At 50.7% G+C, this 25,625-nt stretch carries 26 protein-coding genes and 1 pseudogene; 20 read left to right on the top strand and 7 right to left on the bottom strand.

Annotated features, from left to right (window positions below; all coding sequences use genetic code 11):
• Window positions 1-17: 17 nt before the first annotated feature.
• The 10 genes from accB to waaA all read left to right on the top strand — a co-directional run bounded on the left by accB (window position 18) and on the right by waaA (window position 10,792).
• Window positions 18-476 (top strand): acetyl-CoA carboxylase biotin carboxyl carrier protein, encoded by a 459-nt coding sequence (gene accB, locus ACP158_RS12555; protein WP_424946460.1) that lies wholly within the window; start codon window positions 18-20, stop codon window positions 474-476.
• A gap of 39 nt (window positions 477-515) precedes the next feature.
• A complete protein-coding gene (accC, locus tag ACP158_RS12550; protein WP_424946459.1) occupies window positions 516-1,877 on the top strand; it encodes an acetyl-CoA carboxylase biotin carboxylase subunit in 1,362 nt (453 codons plus the stop codon).
• 19 nt (window positions 1,878-1,896) lie between these two features.
• On the top strand, window positions 1,897-2,985 hold the full coding sequence (locus tag ACP158_RS12545; RefSeq protein ID WP_424946458.1) for a zinc-ribbon and DUF3426 domain-containing protein: 1,089 nt from the start codon (window positions 1,897-1,899) through the stop codon (window positions 2,983-2,985).
• A gap of 78 nt (window positions 2,986-3,063) precedes the next feature.
• Window positions 3,064-4,752: a bifunctional phosphoribosylaminoimidazolecarboxamide formyltransferase/IMP cyclohydrolase gene (gene purH / locus ACP158_RS12540; protein WP_424946457.1), complete on the top strand. Its 1,689-nt coding sequence runs from the start codon at window positions 3,064-3,066 to the stop codon at window positions 4,750-4,752.
• 20 nt (window positions 4,753-4,772) lie between these two features.
• Window positions 4,773-5,903 (top strand): hypothetical protein, encoded by a 1,131-nt coding sequence (locus ACP158_RS12535; RefSeq protein WP_424946456.1) that lies wholly within the window; start codon window positions 4,773-4,775, stop codon window positions 5,901-5,903.
• 34 nt (window positions 5,904-5,937) lie between these two features.
• Complete coding sequence (gene purD, locus ACP158_RS12530) at window positions 5,938-7,272, top strand: phosphoribosylamine--glycine ligase (RefSeq protein ID WP_424948467.1); 1,335 nt, start codon at window positions 5,938-5,940, stop codon at window positions 7,270-7,272.
• A 60-nt stretch (window positions 7,273-7,332) separates the two neighbouring features.
• Window positions 7,333-7,842 (top strand): 5-(carboxyamino)imidazole ribonucleotide mutase, encoded by a 510-nt coding sequence (gene purE, locus ACP158_RS12525; protein WP_424946455.1) that lies wholly within the window; start codon window positions 7,333-7,335, stop codon window positions 7,840-7,842.
• On the top strand, window positions 7,842-8,468 hold the full coding sequence (locus ACP158_RS12520; RefSeq protein ID WP_424946454.1) for an L-threonylcarbamoyladenylate synthase: 627 nt from the start codon (window positions 7,842-7,844) through the stop codon (window positions 8,466-8,468). Before purE ends, ACP158_RS12520 begins: the two co-directional genes overlap by 1 nt.
• Before the next feature lie 23 nt (window positions 8,469-8,491).
• Entirely contained in the window at window positions 8,492-9,418 is a 927-nt protein-coding gene (gene hemF, locus ACP158_RS12515) for an oxygen-dependent coproporphyrinogen oxidase (protein ID WP_424946453.1), read from the top strand.
• Between the two features lie 72 nt (window positions 9,419-9,490).
• Window positions 9,491-10,792, top strand: a complete 1,302-nt coding sequence (waaA, locus tag ACP158_RS12510; RefSeq protein ID WP_424946452.1) for a lipid IV(A) 3-deoxy-D-manno-octulosonic acid transferase — start codon at window positions 9,491-9,493, stop codon at window positions 10,790-10,792.
• A 464-nt stretch (window positions 10,793-11,256) separates the two neighbouring features.
• On the opposite strand, the gene ACP158_RS12505 is transcribed toward waaA, so the two are convergent.
• From ACP158_RS12505 to ACP158_RS12475, 7 genes are all read right to left on the bottom strand, one after another.
• On the bottom strand, window positions 11,257-12,162 hold the full coding sequence (locus ACP158_RS12505; protein ID WP_424946451.1) for a DMT family transporter: 906 nt from the start codon (window positions 12,160-12,162) through the stop codon (window positions 11,257-11,259).
• A gap of 566 nt (window positions 12,163-12,728) precedes the next feature.
• Window positions 12,729-15,356: an aminopeptidase N gene (pepN, locus tag ACP158_RS12500; protein ID WP_424946450.1), complete on the bottom strand. Its 2,628-nt coding sequence runs from the start codon at window positions 15,354-15,356 to the stop codon at window positions 12,729-12,731.
• 108 nt (window positions 15,357-15,464) lie between these two features.
• Window positions 15,465-15,788 (bottom strand): ferredoxin FdxA, encoded by a 324-nt coding sequence (fdxA, locus tag ACP158_RS12495; RefSeq protein ID WP_424946449.1) that lies wholly within the window; start codon window positions 15,786-15,788, stop codon window positions 15,465-15,467.
• 314 nt (window positions 15,789-16,102) lie between these two features.
• Window positions 16,103-16,807 carry an ATP-binding cassette domain-containing protein gene (locus ACP158_RS12490; protein ID WP_424946448.1) on the bottom strand — a complete coding sequence of 235 codons (705 nt, stop codon included), beginning with the start codon at window positions 16,805-16,807 and terminating at the stop codon, window positions 16,103-16,105.
• A 143-nt stretch (window positions 16,808-16,950) separates the two neighbouring features.
• Complete coding sequence (locus tag ACP158_RS12485) at window positions 16,951-17,199, bottom strand: hypothetical protein (RefSeq protein ID WP_424946447.1); 249 nt, start codon at window positions 17,197-17,199, stop codon at window positions 16,951-16,953.
• A gap of 282 nt (window positions 17,200-17,481) precedes the next feature.
• Entirely contained in the window at window positions 17,482-20,037 is a 2,556-nt protein-coding gene (mutS, locus tag ACP158_RS12480) for a DNA mismatch repair protein MutS (protein ID WP_424946446.1), read from the bottom strand.
• A gap of 88 nt (window positions 20,038-20,125) precedes the next feature.
• A complete protein-coding gene (locus ACP158_RS12475) occupies window positions 20,126-20,965 on the bottom strand; it encodes an inositol monophosphatase family protein (protein ID WP_424946445.1) in 840 nt (279 codons plus the stop codon).
• Between the two features lie 124 nt (window positions 20,966-21,089).
• Here ACP158_RS12475 and ACP158_RS12470 point away from each other — a divergent pair, with 124 nt between their 5' ends.
• The 10 genes and pseudogenes from ACP158_RS12470 to ACP158_RS12425 all read left to right on the top strand — a co-directional run bounded on the left by ACP158_RS12470 (window position 21,090) and on the right by ACP158_RS12425 (window position 25,573).
• On the top strand, window positions 21,090-21,857 hold the full coding sequence (locus ACP158_RS12470; RefSeq protein ID WP_424946444.1) for an RNA methyltransferase: 768 nt from the start codon (window positions 21,090-21,092) through the stop codon (window positions 21,855-21,857).
• Window positions 21,858-21,924: 67 nt separating this feature from the next.
• Window positions 21,925-22,527: a DUF924 family protein gene (locus tag ACP158_RS12465; protein WP_424946443.1), complete on the top strand. Its 603-nt coding sequence runs from the start codon at window positions 21,925-21,927 to the stop codon at window positions 22,525-22,527.
• 151 nt (window positions 22,528-22,678) lie between these two features.
• The gene (locus ACP158_RS12460; RefSeq protein WP_424946442.1) at window positions 22,679-22,852 is read left to right on the top strand and encodes a hypothetical protein; all 174 of its coding nucleotides are present in this window, start codon (window positions 22,679-22,681) and stop codon (window positions 22,850-22,852) included.
• Window positions 22,827-23,174, top strand: a pseudogene (locus tag ACP158_RS12455) (DNA methyltransferase); the annotation flags it as partial. The gene ACP158_RS12460 and the pseudogene ACP158_RS12455, both read left to right, overlap by 26 nt.
• A gap of 80 nt (window positions 23,175-23,254) precedes the next feature.
• Complete coding sequence (locus ACP158_RS12450; RefSeq protein ID WP_424946441.1) at window positions 23,255-23,617, top strand: hypothetical protein; 363 nt, start codon at window positions 23,255-23,257, stop codon at window positions 23,615-23,617.
• Window positions 23,617-23,913, top strand: coding sequence for a nucleotidyltransferase substrate binding protein (locus tag ACP158_RS12445; RefSeq protein ID WP_424946440.1), 297 nt, complete (start codon window positions 23,617-23,619; stop codon window positions 23,911-23,913). The genes ACP158_RS12450 and ACP158_RS12445 overlap by 1 nt, the downstream gene beginning before the upstream one ends.
• Before the next feature lie 291 nt (window positions 23,914-24,204).
• On the top strand, window positions 24,205-24,354 hold the full coding sequence (locus ACP158_RS12440) for a hypothetical protein (RefSeq protein ID WP_424946439.1): 150 nt from the start codon (window positions 24,205-24,207) through the stop codon (window positions 24,352-24,354).
• Window positions 24,355-24,378: 24 nt separating this feature from the next.
• On the top strand, window positions 24,379-24,717 hold the full coding sequence (locus ACP158_RS12435; protein WP_424946438.1) for a nucleotidyltransferase domain-containing protein: 339 nt from the start codon (window positions 24,379-24,381) through the stop codon (window positions 24,715-24,717).
• Between the two features lie 169 nt (window positions 24,718-24,886).
• Window positions 24,887-25,138 carry a hypothetical protein gene (locus ACP158_RS12430; protein WP_424946437.1) on the top strand — a complete coding sequence of 84 codons (252 nt, stop codon included), beginning with the start codon at window positions 24,887-24,889 and terminating at the stop codon, window positions 25,136-25,138.
• 99 nt (window positions 25,139-25,237) lie between these two features.
• Entirely contained in the window at window positions 25,238-25,573 is a 336-nt protein-coding gene (locus ACP158_RS12425; RefSeq protein WP_424946436.1) for a DUF2335 domain-containing protein, read from the top strand.
• Window positions 25,574-25,625 lie beyond the last annotated feature (52 nt).

Here is a 25,625-nt window from a genome sequence, read left to right as displayed (position 1 = left end):
AGCCCAGAGACAAAAACATGGATTTACGAAAGGTTAAAAAGTTGATTGAACTGCTGGAGTCGTCGGCGCTGGTGGAAATGGAAATCACTGAAGGGGACAGCACGATTCGATTGAGCAGGGCGGCATATCCCCCAACGGCGCCGCCGGCCCACCCACACCCGGCTATCTCGCACATTGCGACCGATCAAGCGCCCAATGTGCGCCAGGATATTGAGTCCGGGCAATCTCATGCTGAAAGCATCGGTAATACGGTTGAATCCCCGATGGTCGGCACATTTTATGAATCCGCTTCACCGGATTCGGAACCTTATGTCACTATCGGCTCGGTTGTTAAACCCGGGGATATCCTGTGCGTCATCGAAGCAATGAAAACGTTTAACCAGTTGGAAACGGATATTGCAGGGACTATCAAAGCCATCTACAAATCCAGTGGCGACCCGGTTGAGTTTGGCGAACCGCTATTTCTGATCGAATGATCACAAAGCGTGCGCGTGGTCAAACATGATCAATCCGGCATGACCAAGCACATTAAGAAGCTGGTTATCGCCAACCGCGGTGAAATTGCACTACGGATTTTACGCGCTTGCCGGCAGTTGGAAATTCTGACTGTGGCACTGTATTCCGAAGCGGATCGTGATTCAAAATATGTTCGCCTGGCCGATGAATCGGTGTGCATCGGCCCGCCGCCGGCCGCGGAAAGTTACTTGAATATTGCTTCGGTCATCGCCGCGGCTGAGGTTACCCAGGCGAATGCCATTCATCCCGGCTATGGATTTCTTTCCGAAAATGCGGACTTTGCCGAGCAAGTCGAACAAAGCGGATTTATTTTTGTCGGACCTGACGCAAAAACGATTCGCACCATGGGCGACAAAATTTCCGCCATTGCGGCTATGCGCGCGGCCGGCGTGCCTTGTGTTCCCGGCTCCGATGGGCCGTTGCCGGACGGCGAGGATGCAATTATCGATGTCGCCGCAGCCATCGGTTTTCCGTTGATGATCAAAGCCAGCGGCGGCGGCGGCGGCAAGGGCATGCGGGTGGTGCGCGCGCAAGATGAGTTATTGGAATCCATTCACGCCACCCGGAAAGAAGCGCAAGCGGCCTTTGGAAACGGTGTTTTGTATATGGAGAGATTTCTGGAAAAACCCAGGCATGTGGAATTTCAGGTGCTTGCGGATGCCTTCGGCAACACAATTCATCTCGGCGAGCGCGATTGCTCCATGCAAAGACGGCATCAAAAAGTCATAGAGGAAGCACCGGCACCGGGCATCAGCGACGAGCAGCGCGCGCAAATGGGCGAGCGTTGCGCGCAAGCGTGCATGAAGATCGGCTATCGCGGCGTCGGCACCTTTGAGTTTCTTTACCAAGACGGCGAATTTTTTTTCATCGAGATGAACACACGCATCCAAGTCGAGCATCCGGTCACCGAAATGATTACCGGCATCGATCTGTTGCAGGAGCAGATCCGCGTCGCCGACGGCGAGAAACTTCGCTTCGCGCAGGACGACATTCATTTCCGCGGACATGCGTTTGAATGTCGCATCAACGCCGAAGATCCAAAAACGTTTTTGCCCTGTCCGGGCCGAATTTCCCAGTACCACATGGCCGGCGGTCCAGGCGTTCGGATTGATTCGCATGTTTACAGCAATTATTCAGTGCCACCTTATTATGACTCCATGATTGGGAAAATTATTACCCATGGCATGCATCGCAGCGAGGCGCTGATTCGAATGCAAGGCGCCTTACAGGAGATGGTGATAGACGGCATTAAAACAAACTTGCCGCTGCATCGTGAATTGGTTCAGGATGCTGGATTCGTCAAAGGCGAATGCGACATCCATTACCTTGAAAAAACCCTGTTGAACAAACTGGCGCAATAAATATCCGGTGAATAATCGATTGAACCGTCGTTATTGCGGCTGCCCGAAATGCGATGCGGTTTTTATATTGACCGATGAAAAACTCAATCAATGCGCTGGCCTGGTCAGATGCGGGGCTTGTCAGGAAGCGTTTGACGCCAAGACTAACCTGATGCAAAAAACTGATACCGGGTTTGTTGCGGCGGCGCAGATTGATGAAACTGAAATGGGCCAAGCAAGGAATCCATTTGAACCTCGCGCAACCGATTCAATCCATGTCCATGATGACAAACAAGACCATGGCCGATTGACGGCGCCCACCATTGCACCCCTGAATTTTGATCCTGACCGGGAGGATTCGCCTGCACCAGCGGATTCGCATGACGCGCTGACCGAAGCACCCCAGATTGAGCCCAATAGCAGGTCCGAAAGCCAGCCCGAGAGCCAGCCCGAGAACATGCGCAAGAAGGAATTCGAATTCATCAATCTGAAAATGAATAATCCCAAAGAGGTTGATCAAGCATCATCTGGCTCATCGGTGCGTCCGCCGTCCCAAAATTCGACCATGGAAGACACGACTCTGTGTAGAATGAGCGGCAATAGAGTTGGTCAATACATCAACGACCGCACCCACCCGTTCGTGACTTTTATCTGGTTGATGGCGGCCATCGGTTTTGTATTTTTACTGGGTATGCAGGTTAAGTATTTCTTCGTGGAACGCTATGCCCAGGACCAGACCTACCGTAAATACCTGGTTGGTTTTTGTAAAATCGCAGGGTGCGACCTGTCGCCTCGTCAAGGCCCTTTGCAATTCACGCTGACCCATACCCGAATTGATCTCCATCCCACCGAACCTGGCGCCTTGAGAGTGACCGTGAAGTTGGTTAATGAAGCCAAATTTGCCCAGCCTTATCCCCACTTGCAGTTAACGCTGACCGACCGCGCCGGGCGGGTAGTCGGCCGGCGGACATTTTCGCCTGAGTTGTATTTGGCGAATGACTCCAATAATATGAGTGGCAATATGATTGCACCAGGCGAACTTGCTTCAATTGTTTTTAATCTTGCGCGACCGCACGAAAAGGCGGTTGGATTTGTGGTCGATATTGTGACCGCAGCGGCGGCGTCATGAACGCAAGCGTTGCGATGGCATTCGCTCCGCGAGGTCGCTTCGCCGCGTTGCCTCCTATTTTAAGACTGGAACAATTCGATGACACACCCAGTTGGCCGTGCGCTGATTAGCGTTTCCGACAAGCGCGAGATCGTGGAATTCGCCGCCTCCCTGAACCGGCTTGAAATTGAAATTATATCCACCGGCGGCACGGCAAGGTTGTTATCGGGCCGGGGCATTGCCGTTATCGAGGTCAGCGACCACACTGGATTTCCCGAAATCATGCAGGGTCGGGTCAAGACCTTGCATCCGAAAATTCATGGCGGCCTATTAGGCCGGCGGGAACAAGACCGCGAAGTCATGCAGGCGCATCAAATTGCGCCGATCGATTTGGTGGTGGTCAACTTGTATCCATTCCAGCAAGCCATCGCCAAACCGGATTGCACGCTGGATTTAGCCTTGCAAAACATCGACATCGGCGGCCCCGCCATGTTAAGAGCGGCGGCGAAAAATTATGCCGAGGTAACGGTGGTGGTGGATGTCAACGATTATGCGCGGGTCTTGTCCGAACTCGAAAGCAACCAGGGCAAAATTTCCAGGGCGCTGCGATTCGATTTAGCCGTAAAAGCCTTTGAACACACTGCCGCATACGACGGCGCCATCGCCAACTACCTCGGCACGATGGTCGATGCCAGCGGTCGCTCCTGCGCATCCTGCGCCCGCGACATACATGCCGTCCATGGCAATAACCGCGCCCTGTTCCCGCGCACCATCAACTTGCAGTTTCGCAAAAAACAAGCATTGCGCTACGGCGAAAACCCGCATCAACGCGCCGCGCTTTATGTCGCCCGCGACAACGATGTTGACGACCACGACATCTTCCCGCACCAAGTGCAAGGCAAAGAACTCTCGTTCAACAACATCGCCGATACCGACACGGCGATGGAATGCGTTAAACAATTTGCCGGGAGCGCCGCTTGTGTCATCGTCAAACACGCCAATCCGTGCGGCGTTGCCATCGCCGATAATCAACTGCTTGCTTATCAGCGGGCCTATCGCACTGATGCAGAATCCGCTTTCGGCGGCATCATCGCGTTCAACTCCGCCCTGGAAGCGGAAACGGCAAAAGAGATCATTGCCCAACAATTTGTTGAAGTCATCGTCGCGCCTGAAATATCCAGAGAGGCACAGGACCTGCTGGCGAAAAAACCAAACCTGCGAGCGCTTGAAACCGGGCACTGGAATGATAGCGACAGCTCGGCGGCGGATGGCAAGTCGGATGACCAGTCGGATGACATGACATCGGATAGCAAGGCATTCGGCGGCGCGCTTTTGGATTTCAAGAAAGTGAACGGCGGGCTTCTGATTCAGGAGATGGACGCTACACTTTTTGATACATTGGACGTGGTCACAAAACGCGCGCCCAGCGAGATGGAAATGCAGGATTTGTTGTTTGCCTGGAAAGTGGCGAAATTTGTCAAATCCAATGCCATAGTTTACGCATTGAATCAAATGACCATCGGTATCGGCGCCGGACAAATGAGTCGAGTGAACTCGGCGCGGATTGCGGCGCTTAAAGCGCAACACGCCGGACTTGAAGTTAAACATGCCGTCATGGCGTCGGATGCGTTTTTCCCCTTTCGAGATGGTCTCGATCATGCCGCGTCGGCGGGCGTCACGGCGGTGATTCAGCCCGGCGGCGCGCAGCGCGATGACGAGGTGATCGCCGCCGCCAACGAGCATGGCTTCGCCATGGTGTTCACCGCAATGCGGCATTTTCGACACTGACCGCAAGTGAATATTGGGCGATGACATCATCGGCAAAATACAAAGTGATACTCGGCGGCAAGGTCATGCCCGAATACGACCGTCGAGAGGTTGTCCAGGGACTTGCGAACTTGTTTAATGCGCGCGCCAGCACTATGGAGAATTTATTGAAGGGAAACGCCGTGCCGCTAAAAAAACAATACGACAAAGATCAAGCGGAAATGATTTGTAAAAACATCCGCAAAGTCGGCGCGCAATGCACCATAGAGGAAATTCCGGAAGCTGAAATTGCAACAGAATCAGCCGCAGACGAGTCATCGGCCAGCGACGAGACTCAGCAGTCAAGCAAGAACCCGCCGTCAAGCAAGGAAAAACTTCAAACCCTGCTGATGCGATTTGTCAAAAGTAATACGGACTATTATCAACCGCAGTTCAGTAAGTTCGGCGATCCCCGCAAACCGGCATTCAAAATTACCTGGCACTGGCCCGCATTTTTCGCGTTCTTTTTTTGGGCGCTGTATCGAAAAATGTGGTTATGGGCGGCGCTGAATGTGCTTGGCGGGGCCGGGTTGATGTTATGGGCAAGTCCTGGTCCCGTTTACCTTGTTTGGGTATTGATATGGCCCGTGCTGGCGAATTATCTCTATTTTAGAGCGGCGGCGACTGCCGCCAACCAGGCCATGGAACATCCACAGGCAGAGCAACATTATTTAAATAAAGGCGGGGTCAGCAAACGCGCGGTTTGGGGCGGCGTCGCCATTGCCCTGGTTTCGACCATGTTGGTCAGCAATTACGTGGCCACCCGATTTCTGCAGCAATACGGCGAGCAAATCAAGGATGTGTTGCCGGGCTCGGGCACCCAGATGCGGGGAGATGGCTCCATGCTGAAAGACGTTGCTGAGAAAGCAACACTTGCCCGCACTTCGCTGATTTTAAGCGGCCTGGCGACAACGCTGAAAATTTTGCTGCTTACCGATAATGCGCAACCCACTCAGTCGCAGCCGGTTATTTCAATGTTCATCGACCGCCTGAATGCCGGCGAAATCAACGACGGCTGGGGCGGCGCAATTCGCATTGAGCAGCATGTCGATAGGTATGTGTTGATTTCTGCTGGACCAGACCGGATTTTCAAAACTGGCGATGATGTTCTTCAGCCAATCATCATTCCCTGATTGGCCCGGATTGGACCTGATTAGACGCGGACAAATGAAAGTATTAGTGGTCGGCGGCGGCGGGCGTGAGCATGCATTGGCGTGGAAAATAAGTCAGTCGCCTCGCGTTGCCACAGTTTATGTCGCGCCGGGCAACGCCGGAACCGAGCGCGAACCCGGCGTGCGTAATGTCAGCATCGCGGCGGATGACTTCGATGCGCTGATTGGCTTTGCCGAGCGGGCTGAAATCGATCTCACTATCATAGGCCCCGAACAGCCGCTGGTAAACGGCATCGTCGACCGGTTTCATCGCGCCGGGCTAAAATGCTTTGGGCCCTCACAAAAAGCAGCGCAACTGGAAGGATCGAAAACCTTTGCCAAGCAATTTATGTCGCGCCACGCGATTGCCACGGCAGATTATAAAAGCTTCGCCGAGTTATCGCCGGCGCTGGAATATCTGCGCGCCGTGAAGTTGCCAGCAGTAATAAAAGCGGACGGGCTGGCTGCCGGCAAAGGTGTCATCATTGCCGATACGCTGCAACAAGGCGACCAAGCCATCACCGACATGTTATCCAAAAATCGATTTGGCGACGCCGGCAAGCGCGTGCTTATCGAAGAGTTTGTGGGGGGAGAGGAAGCGAGTTTCATCTGCATGGTGGACGGCGAGCATATTTTAGCCATGGCTTCAAGCCAGGACCACAAGGCGGCGTTCAACGGCGACACGGGTCCGAATACCGGCGGCATGGGCGCATATTCTCCGGCCGCCATTGTTGACGACAAAACCCATGCCGCGATCATGCAGCAAATTTTGCGGCCCACCGTTGCCGGTCTTGTAGCCGAAGATATCCCCTATACTGGATTTTTGTACGCTGGGGTGATGATTGGCGGCGATGGCATTGCCAAAGTTCTGGAGTACAACTGCCGCTTGGGCGATCCCGAAACACAGCCGATTATGATGCGGCTGAAATCGGATCTGGTGACGCTGTGCTTGGCCGCTTTGGACGGCACGCTCGATCAACAAACAGCAACATGGGATGCGCGGGCGGCGCTCGGCGTCGTGATTGCCGCCGATGGATATCCGAATGCCTATGACCAAGGGCAGATAGTCAAGGGTTTGGATTCGGCCTATGATGAGAGTGTTGACCATGGCCTTGATCATGGCCTTGATCATGGCATTGACGCGGGCGTGAAAATATTTCATGCCGGCACCAAATCGGAGCATGGGCAAGTCATTACCGCTGGCGGTCGGGTGCTGTGCGCCACGGCGTTGGGCAACGAAATTGAAGATGCGCAGCGGCGCGCCTATGCGTTAGCGAAATCCGTGCATTGGGAAGGTTGCTGGTACCGGGATGATATTGGACACCGAGCAATAAAACAGGCGGTAAAATAGGCAGTAAAATATCGGGGGAGAAAAAAATATGAAGCGCGACATCAGCATGAAAAAATCAGCATGACAACACCTTTCGTCGCCGTTTTAATCGGGTCTGATTCAGACTTGCCGGTTATGCAGTCCACATTTCAGGTGCTGGACAAACTGAAAGTCCCATGGGAAGCGAAAATCACTTCGGCGCACCGAACGCCGCAAGCGACTCATGACTACGTAAAAGATGCCGAGCAAAGAGGCTGCGCCATATTCATCGCCGCGGCCGGGTTGGCGGCCCATCTGGCCGGCGTTGTAGCCGGCTTGACCATAAAACCGGTCATTGGCGTGCCGTTGGACGGCGGGCCGCTGAATGGCCAGGATGCGTTGTTGTCCACGGTGCAAATGCCGGGCGGCATCCCGGTCGCCAGTATGGCAATTGGCAAGGCCGGCGCGAAAAACGCGGGTTATCTGGCGGCGCAGATTTTGGCGCTATCAGATCAAGGAATAGATAAGAGAATTCGAGCCGATAGGGAAGAAAACGCCGAACAAATAAGGCGCAAAGATGCCAGGCTGCAACTGGAATTAAACAAGGAATAATGAAACCAGAAATAATGAGACAGGATGGAATTAAACATGGCGGGATTAAACAACGGCGAATTGAGCAAAAGTTGATTCTCGCCTCAGCCTTGGAAACGGCGAATATTCTGCGCCGGGGTGGCGTGGTCGCTTACCCTACAGAATCATGTTATGGCTTGGGCTGCGATCCTGAAAATCATAGCGCACTGCGCCGCATTCTCCAGATTAAACGAAGAAGCAAGCATAAAGGATTAATTTTAATAGCAGATCATCTATGCAGATTACGCCGTTTTTTGAAGCCTCTGCCGCAAGAGTTTACCGATGAATTTCTGGCTGGTTGGCCCGGACCTTATACCTGGGTGCTGCCTGCCAGACCAAGCGTTTCCCGCTGGCTGCGTGGAAATCATCCCACGATTGCTGTGCGAGTTTCCAGGCACCGTCAGGTCAAAGCGCTGTGTCGTGCTGCTGGCATGGCTGTCGTTTCTACCAGCGCGAATCGCTCCCGCCGCTCAATCTTGCGCTCCGCTACGGCGGTTGCCCAACAATTTGGTGATGAGATTGATTGTATTATGGAAGGATCGATTGGTTGCGCGAGTTCACCCACCATTATCCGTGATGGCATAACCGGTGAATACCTCAGAAACTAGTCATTTAAAGCGGGCGTAGATTGTTGACTGTTGCAAATGAGCATCCAGATGTTGATCAGGTAGCCGCCTTTTTAAAGCAGTTGCAAATTCAATGTTGCGACCGATTTCAGGAATTTAATCCAGAACTGCCTTTCCATCATGACCGATGGACCTATGAAACTGGCGGTGGCGGAATTACCCGGATGATAGAAAATGGTCAGGTATTTGAAAAAGGCGGGGTTAATTTCTCTCACATCAAAGGAAACAGTTTGCCCGATGCGGCAACCGCATCCAGAGACCATATAGCCGGTAAGCCGTTTGCGGCTGCCGGCGTATCTGTGGTCATGCATCCGCTGAATCCGTTTGTGCCGAGCGCGCATATGAATGTGCGTTTTTTCATCGCCGACCCCGAATCAAGTCATCCGGTCTGGTGGTTTGGAGGCGGCTATGACTTAACGCCATATTATGGGTTTGCGGAAGATTGCAAACACTGGCATCAAACGGCCAAATCAGCTTGCGATAAATTTGATCCGGATTTTTATGATAAATTCAAGGCACAGTGTGACCAATATTTTTTTATAACGCACAGAAACGAGCCCAGAGGAATAGGCGGGTTGTTTTTCGATGATTTCAATGAACCTGGTTTTACCGAATCTTTCTCATTGATGCAGAGTGTCGGCAACAGTTTTCTCGATGCCTATATGCCCATAGTCGAAAGGCGAAGACACATGAAGTACAACGATGCTAACAGACGCTATCAATGCTATCGCCGAGGTCGTTATGTGGAATTTAACTTGATTTATGATCGTGGAACGATTTTTGGCTTGCAGTCAGAGGGACGCACGGAATCCATATTAATGTCCATGCCGCCAGCAGTGGAGTGGCACTATAACTGGCAGCCGCAACCGGGCAGCGAAGAAGAAAACCTGATTCGTTATTATCTCAAACCCAGAGACTGGGCCAAGGAATAGGCCACAGATTAACCAGAAATTAGCACAGCACGAACAATCTTTATTGTTCCGCTCAGGCTTACAGTTATCGCCATGCTCACGCTCTATAGAATTGTTCTTTACTTCGCCTTGCCAGTGGTGATGATTCGATTGCTGTATCGGACTAGCCGCAACAAGCAATACCTGACCAAAATATCTCAGCGTTTTGGATTTAATCTGCTGTTGCCGAAGGTTAAACATAATTCGACCAAGGACGATGCGTATTCGGACGGCATCTGGATACACGCGGTATCCGTCGGCGAGGTCAATGCCGCAGTGCCATTAGTGAAAAACTTACTGGCCAGTTTCCCGGGCAAAGCAATTACCATCACCACTATGACACCGACCGGTTCAGATCGCGTACTCAAAGTATTTGGGGAAAGCGTGCAGCATTGTTATTTACCCTACGATTATCCTGGAGCAGTCAAGCGGTTTTTGAATGTGCTACGACCGCAATTGGCGATGGTGATGGAGACCGAGATCTGGCCAAATTTGATCAATGAATGTCACAACAGGCAAATTCCAATGATCTATACCAATGTCAGATTGTCCTCCAGATCTCATAAAGGGTATTTGCGATTTAAAAAATTATTCGCGCCAACGCTAAAAAAAGTCAGCCAGTTTGCAGTTCAGGCCAAGGCGGATGCGGAGCGCTTGATTAACATTGGCGCCAACGCCGATACCGTTGAAGTGACTGGAAGCATCAAGTTTGAAATGACGCTGCCCGCCAGTGTTATGGAAGCCGCTCAGTCTGTCCGACGCGATCTGGGATGGGAGCGGCCGGTTTGGGTGGCGGGCAGCACCCATGAAGGTGAGGAATCGCAGGTGATCGATGCCTATCTAAAAGCCCGCAAAGAGATTGAAAATTTATTGCTGGTGTTGGTTCCTCGTCACCCGGAACGATTTTCCGCGGTTTTCAAGTTAGCCACCGGTTATGGATGTAAAACTGTTTTGAGATCGCAATCCAATACCGGGATTCCACAAGATACTGAAATTTATGTGGCCGATACCATGGGTGAGCTGACGCTGCTCATCGCCGCAGGTGATGTTGCGTTTATCGGCGGTAGTCTGGCACCCGCCGGAGGACATAATGTGCTGGAAGCCTGCGCGGCTGGGGTCGCTGCCATATTTGGGCCGCACATGTTTAATTTCCAGGAAATTTCTGATTTGGTATTGGCCAAGGGGGCCGGCATCCAGATTATGAACAGCGATGAACTTTGCGAGGTGGTGGTAAAGTTGCTTAACGACCCGGTAATCAGAGATCAATATGGCTCGGCAGGCAGGGAGCTTATTGGCGAAAACAAAGGTGCGCTGGATAAAATATGTGCCATGGTGGATAGGTGTGGTTTAATTTAGGGAACCTCTGATTTAAGACGGCGACATTCACAGGCGAGAAATGGCGAATCCTTTTTTTCTCGTCATTATCGGGCTTGACCTGATAATCCATACGCGACCAGTGCGGCATGGATTGAGTCGCTGTTTGGACTGATTCTTCTCCGGCTGGCACAATCATTGGTTCCTGGAAAGGGCCGGGAACGGTGGATAAAGACCGAGATAATCCAAGGGGCGAGACACCGATTCACTGTTTGTCCCCGCCGTTGTTTCCGAGCGCGAATGACAACTTGGGCATCAAGCCCGCACTGGTATGTATGCGCCAGCATGCACAAACTCGTTCGCATCATCTTCGGGGCGCTCAAAAGCGGCACACCCTGCAACCCCGCTATGGCATGAAAAAAACACTTGCAAAATCAGAGCGGGTTATGACAACAGCCAACCACAGGTGGCGCAAGCCGCACCATTTCCAGCAAAGCGCATCGCGCCTATCCGTCCCCCGACCGCTTGCTCTCACCGCGGTGCACCAAGAAAACTCCCACGGCGGCAATCGCCAAGCCAATCATGCCGTTTCTGGTCACCGCATTCCCGAAAGCAAGGTAGTCCATCACCATGGTCACGGGCGGGGTCAGGTAAAGCAAACTGGCGACTCTGGTCGCTTGGCATTTTTTGATCAACAGAATCAGCAAGGCATACGCTCCGAGGGAGACGACGAATATCAGCCATACCAGGGCGAACAGGAAGTCGGCGTTCCAATCGGCTTGCATGTTCTCCAGCGAGAGCGCGAAGGGGAGCAGAACAATCGCGGTCGCCGCGCATTGCACGGCGAGGTTGTTCATGACCGGCAGGAATCCCTTGGGCGATTTGATTTCCAGCGAGCGCTGATAGACGGTGGCCGCGGTCAAACTTAATGTGGAGACAAAAGGAAGCAGGTAAGCCCACCAAGGTGCGGTTGCGCCGCTACCGCCGATGCGGTCGGCGACCACGAACACCACTCCGAGGAAGCCGACCGACAACCCGGCCCATTGCCAGCGGTTGACTTTTTCATCAAGGAGCGGGCCGACGACAACCCCCGTGACCATCGGTTGCAAAGCGGCGACCAATGCGGCAATGCCCGGGGCGACGCCGAGGTCGATGGCCTTCAGCACGGCGACCAGCCAGACGCAATGCGCCAGCAAGCCCATCACTGCGGCGCGTCTAATTTGTGCAACGCCGCCGAAATGTAATTGGCGGCGTGCGCCGAGCCATGCAAACAGCACGACCGACAGTATCAAGTAGCGAAAGAACAGCAGGGTAAAAGTGCCGGCGTGCGGCAAACCGTATTTCGCGCCGATAAAGCCCGAACTCCACAACACCAGAAACGAAAACTCAATCGCGATGATGTTTTTTTTCATGTGCATGCTCCGTGTTCAATCCATCACCATTCTATGCAAACGGCGCAAGAAGGGGAAGGCAGAACGGCACAGTTGATAATGGCATGCAACATTATATCTCTTCCAGCCCGGGCCGTCATTCCAACGAAAGAACGTCACCCCTGTGAAAACAGGGGTTGGAATCCAGTTAAATATGCGTCTCGCGTAGCGGGACACGACCGCCAAGGATGGCGGAAGTGCAAATAATGTCGGGAACAATTATTTGCCGACCGCCAGGGAAGGCGGAAGTGCAAATAATGTCGGGAACAATTATTTGCCGACTGCCAGGGAAGGCGGAAGTGCAAATAATGCGGGAGCAATTATTTGCCGACTGCCAGGGATGGCGGAAGTGCAGATTTTGCCGGGAGCAAAAATCTACCAAAACCACAATTCGAGTTGCGCACCGGCCTCGCCGTCATTGCTAAGTAGTGCGGCTATCGCCGCCTGTGTTTCACTGGATTATCGGATCAAGTCCGATAATGACGGGATAATAAAGGTTTGTCATGAGCGTAGCGAACCCGTGCCGCTTCTCTCTTGCGTTAGATTCATCAGGCTAAATTCTTCTCGACGATCTCATGGACATCGCGCGATAGATTCGGCAGCGACGAAATTTCCACCAGCGTTTTTTTCATCTTGCCCCGAATACCCGATTTATATTTGCTCCAGCCATTTAACGCCGAGACCAAGCGCGCGGCGACTTGCGGGTTTATGGGATCAAGTTTTTCAATCCAGCGGGTGATGAATTGATAACCCGATCCGTCAGCGGCATGAAAACAAAATGGATTGCCGTGGGTAAATCCTGAAATTAGCGCGTAAACTTTATTCGGGTTGGTAAAATCAAATCCGGGATGTTCGGTTAATTTTTTCACGGTGTGCAAAGTTGAGTGGTGGGCGAATGTTGCCTGAGCGCGTAGCCACATATCCACTACCAGCGGCTCCGCGCTCCAGCGCTGGTAAAAATCATCCAGCAGTTGTTGTTTGTCATCGCGCAGCGAGTTGGCGATACCGGCGATTGCGGACGCGGAATCCGTCATGCAACGAGAATTTTTCAATTGCGTCAAGCACAGCGATTGCGATTCATGATCATTCAGCGCGTTCAAATAATCCAGACAGGTATCCCGCAGAGCGCGCGCGGCCATTTGATCGACATCCGGTTTTCCGGTATTCATGGACTGACATCGATGGTAGCAAGCCAACAACTTATCCTGAGTCGAGGTCGCCAAAAAGGTTTTCAATTGCTTTCTCGATAGTTCAATCGCGACCGGATCGATGGGCGATATCTGCTCGCTGATATAGGCGGCGTTGGGCAGCGTCAGCAATGTGGCGAGGAAAGCGCGGTCGTCGGAATTGTCGGTTGGCGCCGCGCTCAAGGTCGCGGTAAAAACCCGTGCCAGCCTTTCGTTTTCGTTGCATGGCGCGCCCGCCTGAATATCGGCAATGTCGCCAAGCAGTTGCTTTAAAAACAGTTTTTGCCCGGCCTCCCAACGGTTAAACGAATCGTCATCGTGGGTTAAAAGCGTTTCCAGATGATCATCGCTGAGCGGTAAATTCATCTCAACAGGTGCGCTGAATCCTCTTAGCAATGAGGGTATGGGTGGATTATCAATTCCGGTAATTTTGTAGGATTGCTCCGATTTATCAAGAATTAACGTAAGTTCATCAACGTTATCGTTCAATAGCAGTTTTTCACCGGCCGCACTGAATAACGCGGTTTTAATGGGAATGACAAAGGGTTGCTTATGTTCTTGTCCGGGCGTCGCCGGGCAGGTCTGGCGCATTTTTATTTCGTAGCAAGCGTTGTCGCTATCAAAGTGGGTCTCGATTTCCACCCGCGGTGTGCCGGCCTGGGAATACCAATGCTTGAATTGGGTTAAATCTTGATTGCTCACCGTTTCCATGGCGCAGACAAACTCATCCGTGGTGACTGCCTGACCGTCAAATTTTTCAAAATAAAAATCAGTGCCTTTGCGAAACAGCTCTGAACCCAGCAGGGTACGAATCATTCTGACCACTTCAGCGCCTTTGTCATATACCGTAGCCGTGTAAAAGTTGTTAATTTCCTGGTAAGAATCCGGGCGCACCGGGTGCGCCATCGGACTGGCGTCCTCCTTGAACTGGTGAGCGCGCAGAGCGTTAACATCATCGATACGCTTGACCCCGCGGCCGCCCATGTCCGCGCTGAACGCCTGCTCGCGAAATACGGTGAAGCCTTCTTTTAGACTCAATTGGAACCAGTCGCGGCAGGTCACCCGATTACCCGACCAATTATGAAAGTATTCATGGCCAATCACCCCTTCAACATTTTGGAAATCGTCGTCCGTCGCCATTTTCGAATCCGCTAATATGTATTTGGTATTGAAAACATTCAGGCTCTTGTTTTCCATCGCACCCATATTGAAATCATCCACGGCCACTACGTTAAACAGATCGAGATCATATTCCCGACCATAAACCTGCTCATCCCAGCGCATGGCGTTCTTTAACGACGCCATGGCGTGAGCGCATTTCTCGATATCCCGGTCGCGCGCGTAGAATTTCAAGTTCACAATACGCCCGTTCATGGTTTCAAAATGGTCTTCAAGGCAGTTTAATTTTCCCGCAACAATGGCGAATAAATAGGTTGGCTTGGGGAACGGGTCGTGCCAGATCGTGTAGTGAAAAATTTTATCATCACCACTCTCGACCAGATTACCGTTACACAGTAAAACCGGGAAGGTTGATTTATCAGCACTCAGTTTCACCTTATAAATTGCCAGGTTATCCGGTCGATCGATGCCTGGGGTGATCCGCCGATAACCTTCAGCCTCGCATTGGCTACACAGCATATCGCCGGATTGGTAAAGCCCGCTCAATGCCGTATTTTGAGAAGGATCGATGGTGTTTACGATGTCCAGGGTAAAATGTTGCGGCGTATCGTAGATGATCAAACGCGAATCCGATTGACTGAATTGCCCGGCATCAAGTCGCGTTCCATTCACCGCAATGGACTGGACCTCCATTAGCTCGCAGTGTAATTCCAGATTGCCCGCGCTCGCATTTTTTCGGACCGCTTTATGGCGGCCATGCACGACAGTGGTTTCAAATCCCAGCGTTATATTGAGATCAGAATGGGTAATAACAAAATCCGGCGGCCGATAATCTTTTAAATATATCGTGGTCGGGGGGTCGGATTTCATAAGCATTAAAACCGGAGCATGAACCGTTCAGGGCGAGGTGGTTTCGCGGGAAAACCGCGGTGGTCGTTTTGCTGCGATTGTTTTGCTACAGTTGTTTTAATCGGGCCGCTACCGTTTCAGGTGTTGCAGTTTATCCTTGACATCCTTCCACTCTTCCCAATCATCAGGGTGCGGTTTCATCTCGGCGATCACCGGCCAGGCTTCACTTAACTCGGCGTTCAATTCCAGGAAATGCTTTTGGTCTTCCGGCACTTCATCTTCTGAATAAATGGCGTTAACCGGGCATTCCGGCTCGCACAAACTGCAATCAATACATTCTTCGGGGTCGATAACTAAAAAGTTAGGACCCTCATGGAAACAATCGACCGGGCAGACCTCGACACAGTCGGTCAGTTTGCAGCGAATGCACGATTCGACCACCACATAAGTCATCTTCAGAAAAGCTCCGGTATCGGTCTAAAAAGAGGTGATATTGTATGTGTTATTCGAGCGCATGCGCAAGTGCGGCGCGCTATTTTTTTGCCGGTTTTTCCCCAAGCAATTTATTGATTTAATCTATGTTGATCCCTTCCAGCTATTATTGACGCTATGGGATGGGTATGGGATGGCCATTTGATAACCAGCAAGCCCCACAAAGTATTGCAGATACGGATTTTCTTCACATAGAGACAACATTCAAAATCCTGTATGCGAATCATGCCAGAGCCATCCTGGCCCCTTTTTCTGAATTCAAATCCGACAGATTCCTAGAGAAAGTAATTCGAAAATGCATTATTGATATTGTTGCTCCCAAATGAATATTTTTCTTTGAAAAGCCCCAGGTTTTCAAGATAATTTAGCTCTCTATTTTTCAAAGTTACTAAATAATCAATATTGCCATCCATTTCTTCCAAATAATGTGAGGTAATCAAAGTTGATCGCCCCAGAGTTTTTCTTTTTTCAATCTCTTTCCAAAAACAATTTCTAGTCGAAACATCCATGGCAACCGTTGGTTCATCTAATGCTAAAAATTGCGAATCCAAATGTAAAGAAGATATAACACTAACAAATCTATTTTCTCCTATGCTCGCATTAAATGGTCTTTTATTTCTAATCGACTTATATTTTTCTTCCCATGCATTTGGTAAATACTCCATGAATCTTTCTTCGGAATATTTTCCCTGATTGACTCTGAAAATCATTTCAATAAACTTACCCATAGTCACTGCATTTGGAACAGTTATATTCTGTTTTAAGTAAAATCGATCGATATTCGCAACTCGCCACTTAACATTTCCCGCCTGAGGGTCTAGACGATTAAACAATAGCTCAAGAAATGTCGTTTTACCCGAACCATTTGGGCCAAGTAATCCGTAGGTTTTACCGCTTTCAAAAGTCATATTCGCGTTTTCCAGGACTGTTTTTCCCGGATAAGAAAAACTTAAATTGTTCACGCTACAAATCTTCGGCATCTAAGCGTCCCAGTATGTTTTTATACTGAAATAGCGAATTGTTACGATAATGGAAATAACAGACAGAGGGGCTAAATAGTACAGCAAGCTAATTTTTCCTGATTGAATATACCGCATACCTAGTGCGACCGGGTTAAAGTAGTTTATACTGTAGACGTACTGGATATGATTAAATCTACCCGCTTCAGCTCGGCCGTCATTCTCGCCGAAGGCGGGAATCCAGTTAAATAACTGTCACGCGTAGCGTGACTCCTTTTGGCATCCGGCTTTGCCAGACACAAACCGGCGGCTACGCCGCAAATGAGTCCGGCTACGCCGGACGGCATATTCCACTGGATTGCCCGGCCAATAATAATAATATGGACCGGGCAATGACGACCCTTATTTGTCATTCTCGCCGGCAGGCGGGAATCCAGAGTGGCGAAGCCGCGATAATAAGGAGTTCGGCTACGCCGAACGGTTTAATAACTGGATTGCCCGGAACAAGCCGGGCAATGACGACCCTTATTTGTCATTCTCGCCGCAGGCGGGAATCCAGTTAAAATATGTCGTCCGGCGTAGCCGGACTCCTTTGAAAGAGTGTGAATTTAGGTACAATATGCGACATGAAAACATGTACAGACATCTATTGAAGGCTTTCCGAAATCATCCTTTATAGTATCTTGAACCAAATATTATCTAATCAATTTACTCAGCTCGTACAAAATATTCAACGCTTCGCGCGGTGAGGTTTGATCGACCGCGATGCTTTTAAGTTTGGCGATTACCGCTTGTTCTTTCGGCAGGGTCGCGGGAAATAAACTGGATTGCGGCGCAACTGATTTTTCGGCATTGGCGATTCCCACATATTGGTCTTCCATGCTATGCAGTTTTAGCCGTGAATCTTCTATCACTTCATCGGGCACGCCGGCCAGCCGGGCGACTTGAAGACCGTAACTTTGACTGGCTGGACCGCTCTTCACGCTATACAAAAATACGATGTCGTTGCCATGCTCAACCGCATCAAGGTGGACATTGCTCACTGAGTTGAGTTGATCGGCAAGTGCGGTAAGTTCAAAGTAGTGGGTGGAAAATAAAGCGAATGCCTTTACCCGATTTGCCAAATCCTTGGCACATGCCCAAGCCAATGCCAGGCCATCAAAGGTGCTGGTTCCCCGTCCCATTTCGTCCACCAGCACCAGGCTGATTTCCGTTGCATTGCGGAGGATATGCGCCATTTCAGTCATTTCCACCATAAATGTGGATCGGCCGCCGGCAAGGTCATCCGCGGCGCCAATGCGGGTGTAAATGCGGTCAACCGGGCCGATTTCCGCGGATTTTGCGGGTATGAAAGAACCGGTGTGGGCGAGCAGGGTAATAATTGCCACTTGGCGCATATAAGTACTCTTGCCGCCCATATTCGGGCCGGTGATGATTTGCATTTTTGATTTTTCATCCAGGCTCACCGAATTGGCAATGAAACTGCCTTCAAGCATCTTCTCTACCACCGGGTGCCGACCTTCAGATATGACCAAAACCGAATCCTCGACTAAATTTGGGCGGTTTAACTTTAATGTCATGGCGCGTTCGGCGTAGTTGTTCAGGCAATCGAGGATGGCCAGACTATTGGCGCACTGCAATAAATCCGCCACTTGGGGAATTAATGTCTCAAGTAGGTCATGGTAAAGCCACTTCTCCCGGGCCAGCGCCTTGCTATTCGCGCTCAGAATCTTATCTTCAAACACTTTTAATTCTTCGGTGACAAACCGTTCGGCATTCTTGATTGTTTGGCGGCGGATATATTGTTCGGGCACCTGATCCGACTTGGAGCGCGGCAGTTCAATATAGTAGCCATGCACGCGGTTATATCTGATGCGCAGAGCGCTGATGCCGGTGCGCGCTTTTTCCCGGATTTCGAGTTCGATGAGAAAGTCCCCGGAGTCGCGTTGCAGATGACGCAACTCGCCGAGTTGCTGGTCGTATTCATCGCGCAATACGCCGCCGCCTCTGATGACGCTCGGCGGCTCATCCTTGATCGCGCGCTCTAATAACGCCCGGGATTCAGGTTTGGCGGCGAGTGCAGGCCGCAGTGAAAGAATCAGTTCTGATGAGCTGGATTCGATCAGTGCATTTATTTCCGGCAATATCATCAGCGCATTTTTAAGTCGCACGAGGTCGTGCGGGCGTGCGGTTTTCATGGCCACTCTGGCGAGAATGCGCTCCAGGTCGCCGATTTGTTTTAATAATGGCTTAAGGTCGCTATAGCGTTGATCTTGTAATAGCCAGTCTATCGCATCATGACGTTGCGCGAGTTCGTGGCGGTTTCGAGTAGGGCCATTGAACCATCTGCGCAGCATCCTCGCGCCCATGGGCGTATCGCAGTGATCAAACAGTTTAACCAGGGACAGTTTCGGTTTGTCATTCTGGGTAGAGTCAATTTCCAGGTTTTTGCGACTGACCGCATCGATTATGACGGTGCTGTTTTGTTGCTCATAGTGGATGCCTTTGATATGGGGCGTGGCATCGCCGTGCAAGTCGCGAATGTATCGTATCAATGCGCCGGCAGCGCGCGTGGCAATGGGAAAATCCGCGCTGCCGAATGCGGCCAGGCTTTGTGAAGCAAAGGTTTCGCATAACACCTGATGGGAGCGCAGTTCATCGAAATACCAATCCGGGATTTCGGTTTCCCGATTGTTGTCGTGCAGGCCCAATTGCAGGCCCAATCGCCCGCCTGCTTGATTGTGCGCGACCAGAATTTCCGCGGCGTTCAAGCGCAGTATTTCGCTTGACAGCCGCTCCAGATTCTCGACTTCAAAGCCGTTGAAACGGCCGCTGGAAATTTCCAGGGCGGCAATGCCAATTTTGCCACCGCTGTCAAACAACGCCGCGGTGATGTTTTCCTGCCGGTCGGCGAGCAGGCTTTCCTCGGTTAATGTTCCTGGCGTGATTACCCGCACTACTTTTCGCTCCACCGGCCCTGTGGAAGTGCTGGGATCACCGATTTGCTCACAAATGGCGACCGAGATTTGCTGTTTAACCAGTTTTACCAGATATTGATCTACGCTGTGAAAGGGTACCCCGGCCATCGGAATCGGGTTACCGTTAGATTTGCCCCGGGCCGTTAAGGTGATATCTAAAAGTTTCGCCGCTTTTTTCGCATCGTCGTAGAACAACTCATAGAAATCTCCCATCCGGTAAAGCAATAACATGTCGGGATATTTTGCTTTGATACCCAGATACTGTTCCATCATTGGTGTGTGCGATGCGGTATTGCGCCCGGTTTGAACGGTTTTAACCGATGACAACGGCTTATTCATAACGGCATGTTCATGGCGGGCTTTATGAAGACGATGCTGTTGCGCCGAGTTTTGATTTTACCAATGCCAACAGTTCATTAAAAATGCCCTGATTGGCAGCGATGATGTCGCCGCTTTCGAGGAAATCCTGGTTGCCGTCAAAATCCGCGACCAGACCTTTGGCCTCCCGTACCAACAGGCTGCCGGCAGCGATATCCCAGATTTTTAAGCCCGGCTGCCAAAAAGCGTCTGTGCGACCGCAAGCCACGGAAGCCAGGTCCAAAACCGCCGAGCCTGAATGTCGAATACTGGCCACTTTGGGAAGCAGGGATCTGAAGCACTTCAACCAGCTATCGAAATTCCCGCTCTCGAAATCATGCGCCTCCAGGTTGGGATAACCCGTGCAGATTAAACTTTGTTGCATGGAGGCGCGACCGCTTATCCGTATTCTGCGGTTGTTCAATTGCGCGCCCTGGCCGCGCGAGGCCGTGTATATTTCATCCCGAAGCGGGTCAAAAATAATGCCATGTTCTATTCTGCCTTGGTGACGTATTCCCAGTGAAACGGCAAAATTGGGGTTGCCATGCAGGTAGTTTGTGGTGCCGTCCAGGGGATCAATTATCCATTCAAATTCGTCTTTGCCCTGATGTTCGGAGTCTGGAGAATGTGTTTGGCCGCTTTCTTCGGCGATGATTCGGTGATTGGGGTAGAGGTAGTGAATCGTGTCGATGATATCTTCCTCGGCCATTCGATCTACGTCGCTGACAAAATCATTTCTGCCTTTTTTCTGCACCGACAACTGATCGATTCTGTCGATATGCCGCACGATGATACTGCCGGCGCGGCGCGCGGCTTTTATCCCGATATTAACAATTGGGTTCATGGGGCTTGCTTGGATATTTATTCACGCAATCATTCCTTTCAAGTAGCGCATGAGGCAGAATCGCGCTCAATATTTTGTTGGCCATAGAAATTGAAAGAACTGGAAAATCGAAAGAACCGGGAAATTGAAAGAGCTTGATTATATCCGAGTGGTGCTCATTGAACCTACCCATCCGGGAAATATAGGCGCGACCGCCAGAGCCATGGCAAACATGGGGGTCAATCAGTTAACGCTGATTAATCCCAAAGCGCATCCCAGCCCGGTCGCGAATGCGCGAGCGGCAGGCGCGCACCACATTCTGGATAATGCACAGGTTTTTGATAATCTGGATCAGGCTATTGCCAACTGCACGTTGGTGTTTGGAACAACTTCAAGGCTGCGCTCAATGGAGTGGCAAGCTCTTGATCCGCGGGCAGCCATGGAAAAAGCCGCCGTGCATGCGGCACATTCCCAGGTCGGGATTTTGTTTGGCAGCGAGAGCAGCGGCTTAACCAATGAGCAACTGGAGCGTTGTCATCATTTGGTGCGCATTCCCGTGGAAGATGAATTTGCGTCCCTGAACCTGGCATCTGCGGTAATGGTGATGTTGTACGAACTAAGACGCAGTTTGGCAAGTCGGGAAAGCCAGGAAAGTTTTGCTCCAAACCCTGAAAATGAACCGATGGCTAGCGCGGCAGACATGAAAAATTTTTACATTCACCTGCAGCAAGTTTTAGAACTCATCGCGTTCAGCGACGGTCGGTCGACAAAAATGCAACGAAAACTTGTTCGGTTATTCAATCGAGCGCAGCCTTATGAGCAGGAAATAAAAATGCTGCGCGGCGTGCTTGCCGCGATTGAGGGCAAGGTAAAGCCTGAGCGGTATTGTAAATCGGCAACGCTTGACAAATAATAGAGCATGCAAACAGGCGATCCAAATGGGCGATTCAAACATAGGAGCAAAGCCAGAAAAGCAAAACATGAGTGAAGACATCGATAGCATCCTTGAGTTCTGGTTCGGACGCGGCCAAACCGCGGCCGAGGCAGCGGCCGAAAAAACACCGCTGTGGTGGAGCAAAGACGAGCAGGTTGACCGGGAAATCAGCACCCGTTTTGCCGCAACTACCGAAGCGGCGGCCAATGGCGAACTCGGCTATTGGGCCGAATCTGGCCGCGGCTTGCTGGCGCTGATCATTTGTACCGACCAGTTTCCCCGCAACATGCACCGCGATGCGCCAAAGGCATTTTCCTTCGATTCGGTTGCCTTGGGTTTTGCCAAACAATGCGTGGATAGCGGCGCGGCGTTGCAACTGCGACCCATTGAGCGGGTGTTCGCCTACCTGCCGTTTGAGCATAGCGAACAGTTGGCCGAGCAGCAACGCTCGGTCGCGCTGTACCAAGCGCTGGCGCAAAGCGTCGGCGCGGATGAGGCCGAATTGTTCAATGGTTACTGCGAGTTTGCCGACAAGCATTACCAGATCATCGAGCGTTTTGGTCGTTTCCCCCATCGCAACCGGATTTTGCAACGCCGCTCAAGCGATGAAGAACGGGCTTTTCTCGAACAGCCGGGGTCTTCGTTTTGAGCCGGTCAAGCTGTCGCGACTGCCGACCCGCACGACCACGGCGACAACCGCACTATGGCAAAGCAAAGCCGTTGAAGCGTATCCTTTGAACAACAAAAAACACCGCTTATTCCTCCCTCTACTTCCCGTAGCTAGTGATGCGAAGCGTTGAGTGGAAAAGAAATCACATAACAAAGAAAACGATATGGCGAGGAATTTTAACGAAAAACTGGTTGAATTGCTTAAAGCGGATGCCCGTTTTGTTGACGATGACGGGAATCTGATTAGGGCGGCGGTGATTGAGCGGGCGTGGAAGATCGACCAACTGGAAACGTTACACGGTTGACGGCAAGCGGCAGGTTACGAAAATCAAGCGGGATGAAAACGGCACAATCCGGGAAAACCTGATTATCAAAGGGAATAACCTGTTGGCGTTGCATACGTTGAAAAGGCAGTTCCGCGGCAAGGTGAAACTGATTTATATTAATCCGCCGTATAACACCGGCAATGACAGTTTTGGTTACAACGATAATTTCAACCATTCGAGTTGGTTGACTTTTATAAAGAACCGACTGGATGTGGCGAGGGAGTTGTTGAGGAATGATGGCGTGATTTTTGTGCATTGTGATGATGAGAAAACTACAAAGATGGAAGTATTTCCAGAAAAGAAGAGTCTTCTAATCCTAATCACAAAAATTACTATACAATAACTTCTCCAAGTGGAAAGAGCTTCACAAAACAATTTGATGTGCCAAAAGATGAATTTGAAAAATTGGACCAAGATGATAGAATTTACTGGGGAATTAATGAAACCTATATGGACAAAATCCAGGCCGCCAAGTCATCCAAAGTGCTTGTCAAACTCTGGCAAGATATTGCAGAAAACTCCTTCCTGAACTGGTATGTGAATTCGGAAATGCCGGAACAAGCGGTCAATGATTTTATCGAGATCGGCAAAACCGAAAACGGACTGGACAAACAAAAGAAACTGCTGGCGGAACTGCGGAACAAAAACCAACTCTATGTCAATCTTTCGGAAATGGACGATAAAAATTTTGCGGTCGGAAAAGAAGACAAAAAATTAAATCGGGAATTTTACGGAGAGTTGTGATGCGCGAAGATATTCGCTGGATTCAAAGGCTCGCTCATTTCGACAATGCCTTTGCCGAATTGAAAGAGGCGGTTGAACTGGCGCAGCAGCGTCGGTTGTCAAAATTGGAGGCGCAAGGCTTGATCCAGGGTTTTGAATATACGCACGAACTGGCATGGAATACATTAAAAGATTACTTCAAGGATAGCGGCATTGAGGGCATACACGGTTCAGTGGATGCCACGCGCATCGCTTTCAGGGAAGGGGTGATAGAAAACGGCGAAGTATGGATGGACATGATCAAAAACGAAATCTAACTTCACGCACTTATAATAAGGTTCAAGATACTTTAAGCGGTCGATTTCGGATAGATTTTAGCAGATATTGACACCTATTTTCGTGGCGCATATTGAAGCGAAACTCACACTCTTTCAAAGGAGTCCGGCTACGCCGGACGACATATTTCAACTGGATTCCCGCCTGCGGCGAGAATGACGGGCTGGGGGGACAATGGTAAATAAGTGTCATGCAAAGCGTGACACTAAAATGTGCTCCAGCGTAGCCGGACTCCTTTTATCGCGCTACGCCGCAAACGAGTCACGCTACGCGTGACAATTATTTACCATTGGCGTCTCAACGTGCCTTTGTCCTCTCAATTCACCATTGCCTATAATTTGTCATTGCCCGGCTTGTTCCGGGCAATCCAGTGGAATATGCCGTCCGGCGTAGCCGGACTCCTTTATTCCAAAACAAACTGAAACAATTACAGTGAAACCGCGTCAATGAACAAAATAAAACACGGTTTGCCGCAATCGGTTGTACAGGATATGTGCGCCGTGTTCGCCTGTTATCCACAAGTTGAAAAAATATTGTTATACGGTTCTCGCGCCAAAGGTAATTATAAAAACGGCTCGGATATCGATTTGACGATTTGCGACAACGGCGAGATGACTTTGCGGCATGTATCGAAAATTCTGGATGATATAGATGAACTGCTGCTACCCCACATGCTGGATTTGTCGCTATTGAAGCAGATTGACGATGCCGATGTGCTGGAACATGTACGGCGCGTTGGGGTCTTGTTTTATGAAAAAGAGCGGATGGCAAGTCCGTATAAGTAGACCGGTGACCAGAAAATGCTTGAAAATGTTCGGAAATACCCTAAAATGATAAGTAGCCGCTTGCAACCGCATTTTTCGCTTTGCGGCGGTGCAACAATTACACGCTCAATAGCCTATAATACTTCAGAATGTTTTCCCACACGAAGGACAACACGAGAGAATCAACCCCATGACCACTAAAACAAGAGAACCCATTTCCACCCATATTCGCGAGTTCTGTGTACCCGAGGATTTTCGCGACCGGACTTTTTTTGATGCTTTTGCCGATGCGTTCACCCCACCGGAAGATTTGCCGTTGCATCAAACGGACTACGGTTTTCTGGCGCGCATCCGCGACGGACATCGCATACGCGAGGATTTTCGCAAAGCGGTTAATCTGGAGAAACAGAAGCAAAAAAGTCGCACGACGGCTGTCGATTGAATCCCATGCGTAAAAAAGGAAAACGCTCCAAATCATCCCCATCCACAGCAAACCAAAATCGGACAGCATCGGGCAATCTATGCTCCCCCAAAGAAGGTGGTGGAATTTATCCATGATCTTACCGATGAACAGCGCGAGGAAGTGGCGCAAAAATTGGTTGCTGACTATCGGATTGAGCAAACCTTCATCGGCCCATTACCGCAGCCCGAGGATTTCGCTAAGTATAATCAAGTTATGCCGGGCGCGGCGGACCGCATCTTGGCTATGGCAGAAAAAGAACAAAAGATACGCGCGGACGGCCAGGACAAAATACTTGCCAATGACAGGAGGCGCATTAACGGCGCCACTTTGCTGGGCATCGCCCTGATTGCTGTGGCTGGCATTGCAACTTGGCAAGGCTATATCGGTATCGCCCACTGGGGCTTTCTGGCGTAGTTAGCGCCCTATTTCGGCAATTGCTTGCTTGGCGGAATTCTCGCGCACAATC

The sequence above is a fragment of the Candidatus Spongiihabitans sp. genome, assembly GCF_965247905.1.
Classification (GTDB): domain Bacteria; phylum Pseudomonadota; class Gammaproteobacteria; order Arenicellales; family Poriferihabitantaceae; genus Spongiihabitans.
The sequence above is the reverse complement of the archived record's forward strand: the minus strand, read 5'-3'. Positions and strand labels throughout refer to the sequence as shown.

Bases quoted from the DNA above. Each gene is read 5' to 3' on its own strand.
- accB (WP_424946460.1), top strand. From the start codon at position 18: ATGGATTTACGAAAGGTTAAAAAGTTGATTGAACTGCTGGAGTCGTCG.
- accC (WP_424946459.1), top strand. From the start codon at position 516: ATGACCAAGCACATTAAGAAGCTGGTTATCGCCAACCGCGGTGAAATT.
- purH (WP_424946457.1), top strand. From the start codon at position 3,064: ATGACACACCCAGTTGGCCGTGCGCTGATTAGCGTTTCCGACAAGCGC.
- ACP158_RS12535 (WP_424946456.1), top strand. From the start codon at position 4,773: ATGACATCATCGGCAAAATACAAAGTGATACTCGGCGGCAAGGTCATG.
- purD (WP_424948467.1), top strand. From the start codon at position 5,938: ATGAAAGTATTAGTGGTCGGCGGCGGCGGGCGTGAGCATGCATTGGCG.
- purE (WP_424946455.1), top strand. From the start codon at position 7,333: ATGACAACACCTTTCGTCGCCGTTTTAATCGGGTCTGATTCAGACTTG.
- ACP158_RS12520 (WP_424946454.1), top strand. From the start codon at position 7,842: ATGAAACCAGAAATAATGAGACAGGATGGAATTAAACATGGCGGGATT.
- waaA (WP_424946452.1), top strand. From the start codon at position 9,491: ATGCTCACGCTCTATAGAATTGTTCTTTACTTCGCCTTGCCAGTGGTG.
- ACP158_RS12505 (WP_424946451.1), bottom strand. From the start codon at position 12,162: ATGAAAAAAAACATCATCGCGATTGAGTTTTCGTTTCTGGTGTTGTGG.
- pepN (WP_424946450.1), bottom strand. From the start codon at position 15,356: ATGAAATCCGACCCCCCGACCACGATATATTTAAAAGATTATCGGCCG.
- fdxA (WP_424946449.1), bottom strand. From the start codon at position 15,788: ATGACTTATGTGGTGGTCGAATCGTGCATTCGCTGCAAACTGACCGAC.
- ACP158_RS12490 (WP_424946448.1), bottom strand. From the start codon at position 16,807: ATGCCGAAGATTTGTAGCGTGAACAATTTAAGTTTTTCTTATCCGGGA.
- ACP158_RS12485 (WP_424946447.1), bottom strand. From the start codon at position 17,199: ATGACAAATAAGGGTCGTCATTGCCCGGTCCATATTATTATTATTGGC.
- mutS (WP_424946446.1), bottom strand. From the start codon at position 20,037: ATGATGGAACAGTATCTGGGTATCAAAGCAAAATATCCCGACATGTTA.
- ACP158_RS12475 (WP_424946445.1), bottom strand. From the start codon at position 20,965: ATGAACCCAATTGTTAATATCGGGATAAAAGCCGCGCGCCGCGCCGGC.
- ACP158_RS12465 (WP_424946443.1), top strand. From the start codon at position 21,925: ATGAGTGAAGACATCGATAGCATCCTTGAGTTCTGGTTCGGACGCGGC.
- ACP158_RS12445 (WP_424946440.1), top strand. From the start codon at position 23,617: ATGCGCGAAGATATTCGCTGGATTCAAAGGCTCGCTCATTTCGACAAT.
- ACP158_RS12435 (WP_424946438.1), top strand. From the start codon at position 24,379: ATGAACAAAATAAAACACGGTTTGCCGCAATCGGTTGTACAGGATATG.
- ACP158_RS12430 (WP_424946437.1), top strand. From the start codon at position 24,887: ATGACCACTAAAACAAGAGAACCCATTTCCACCCATATTCGCGAGTTC.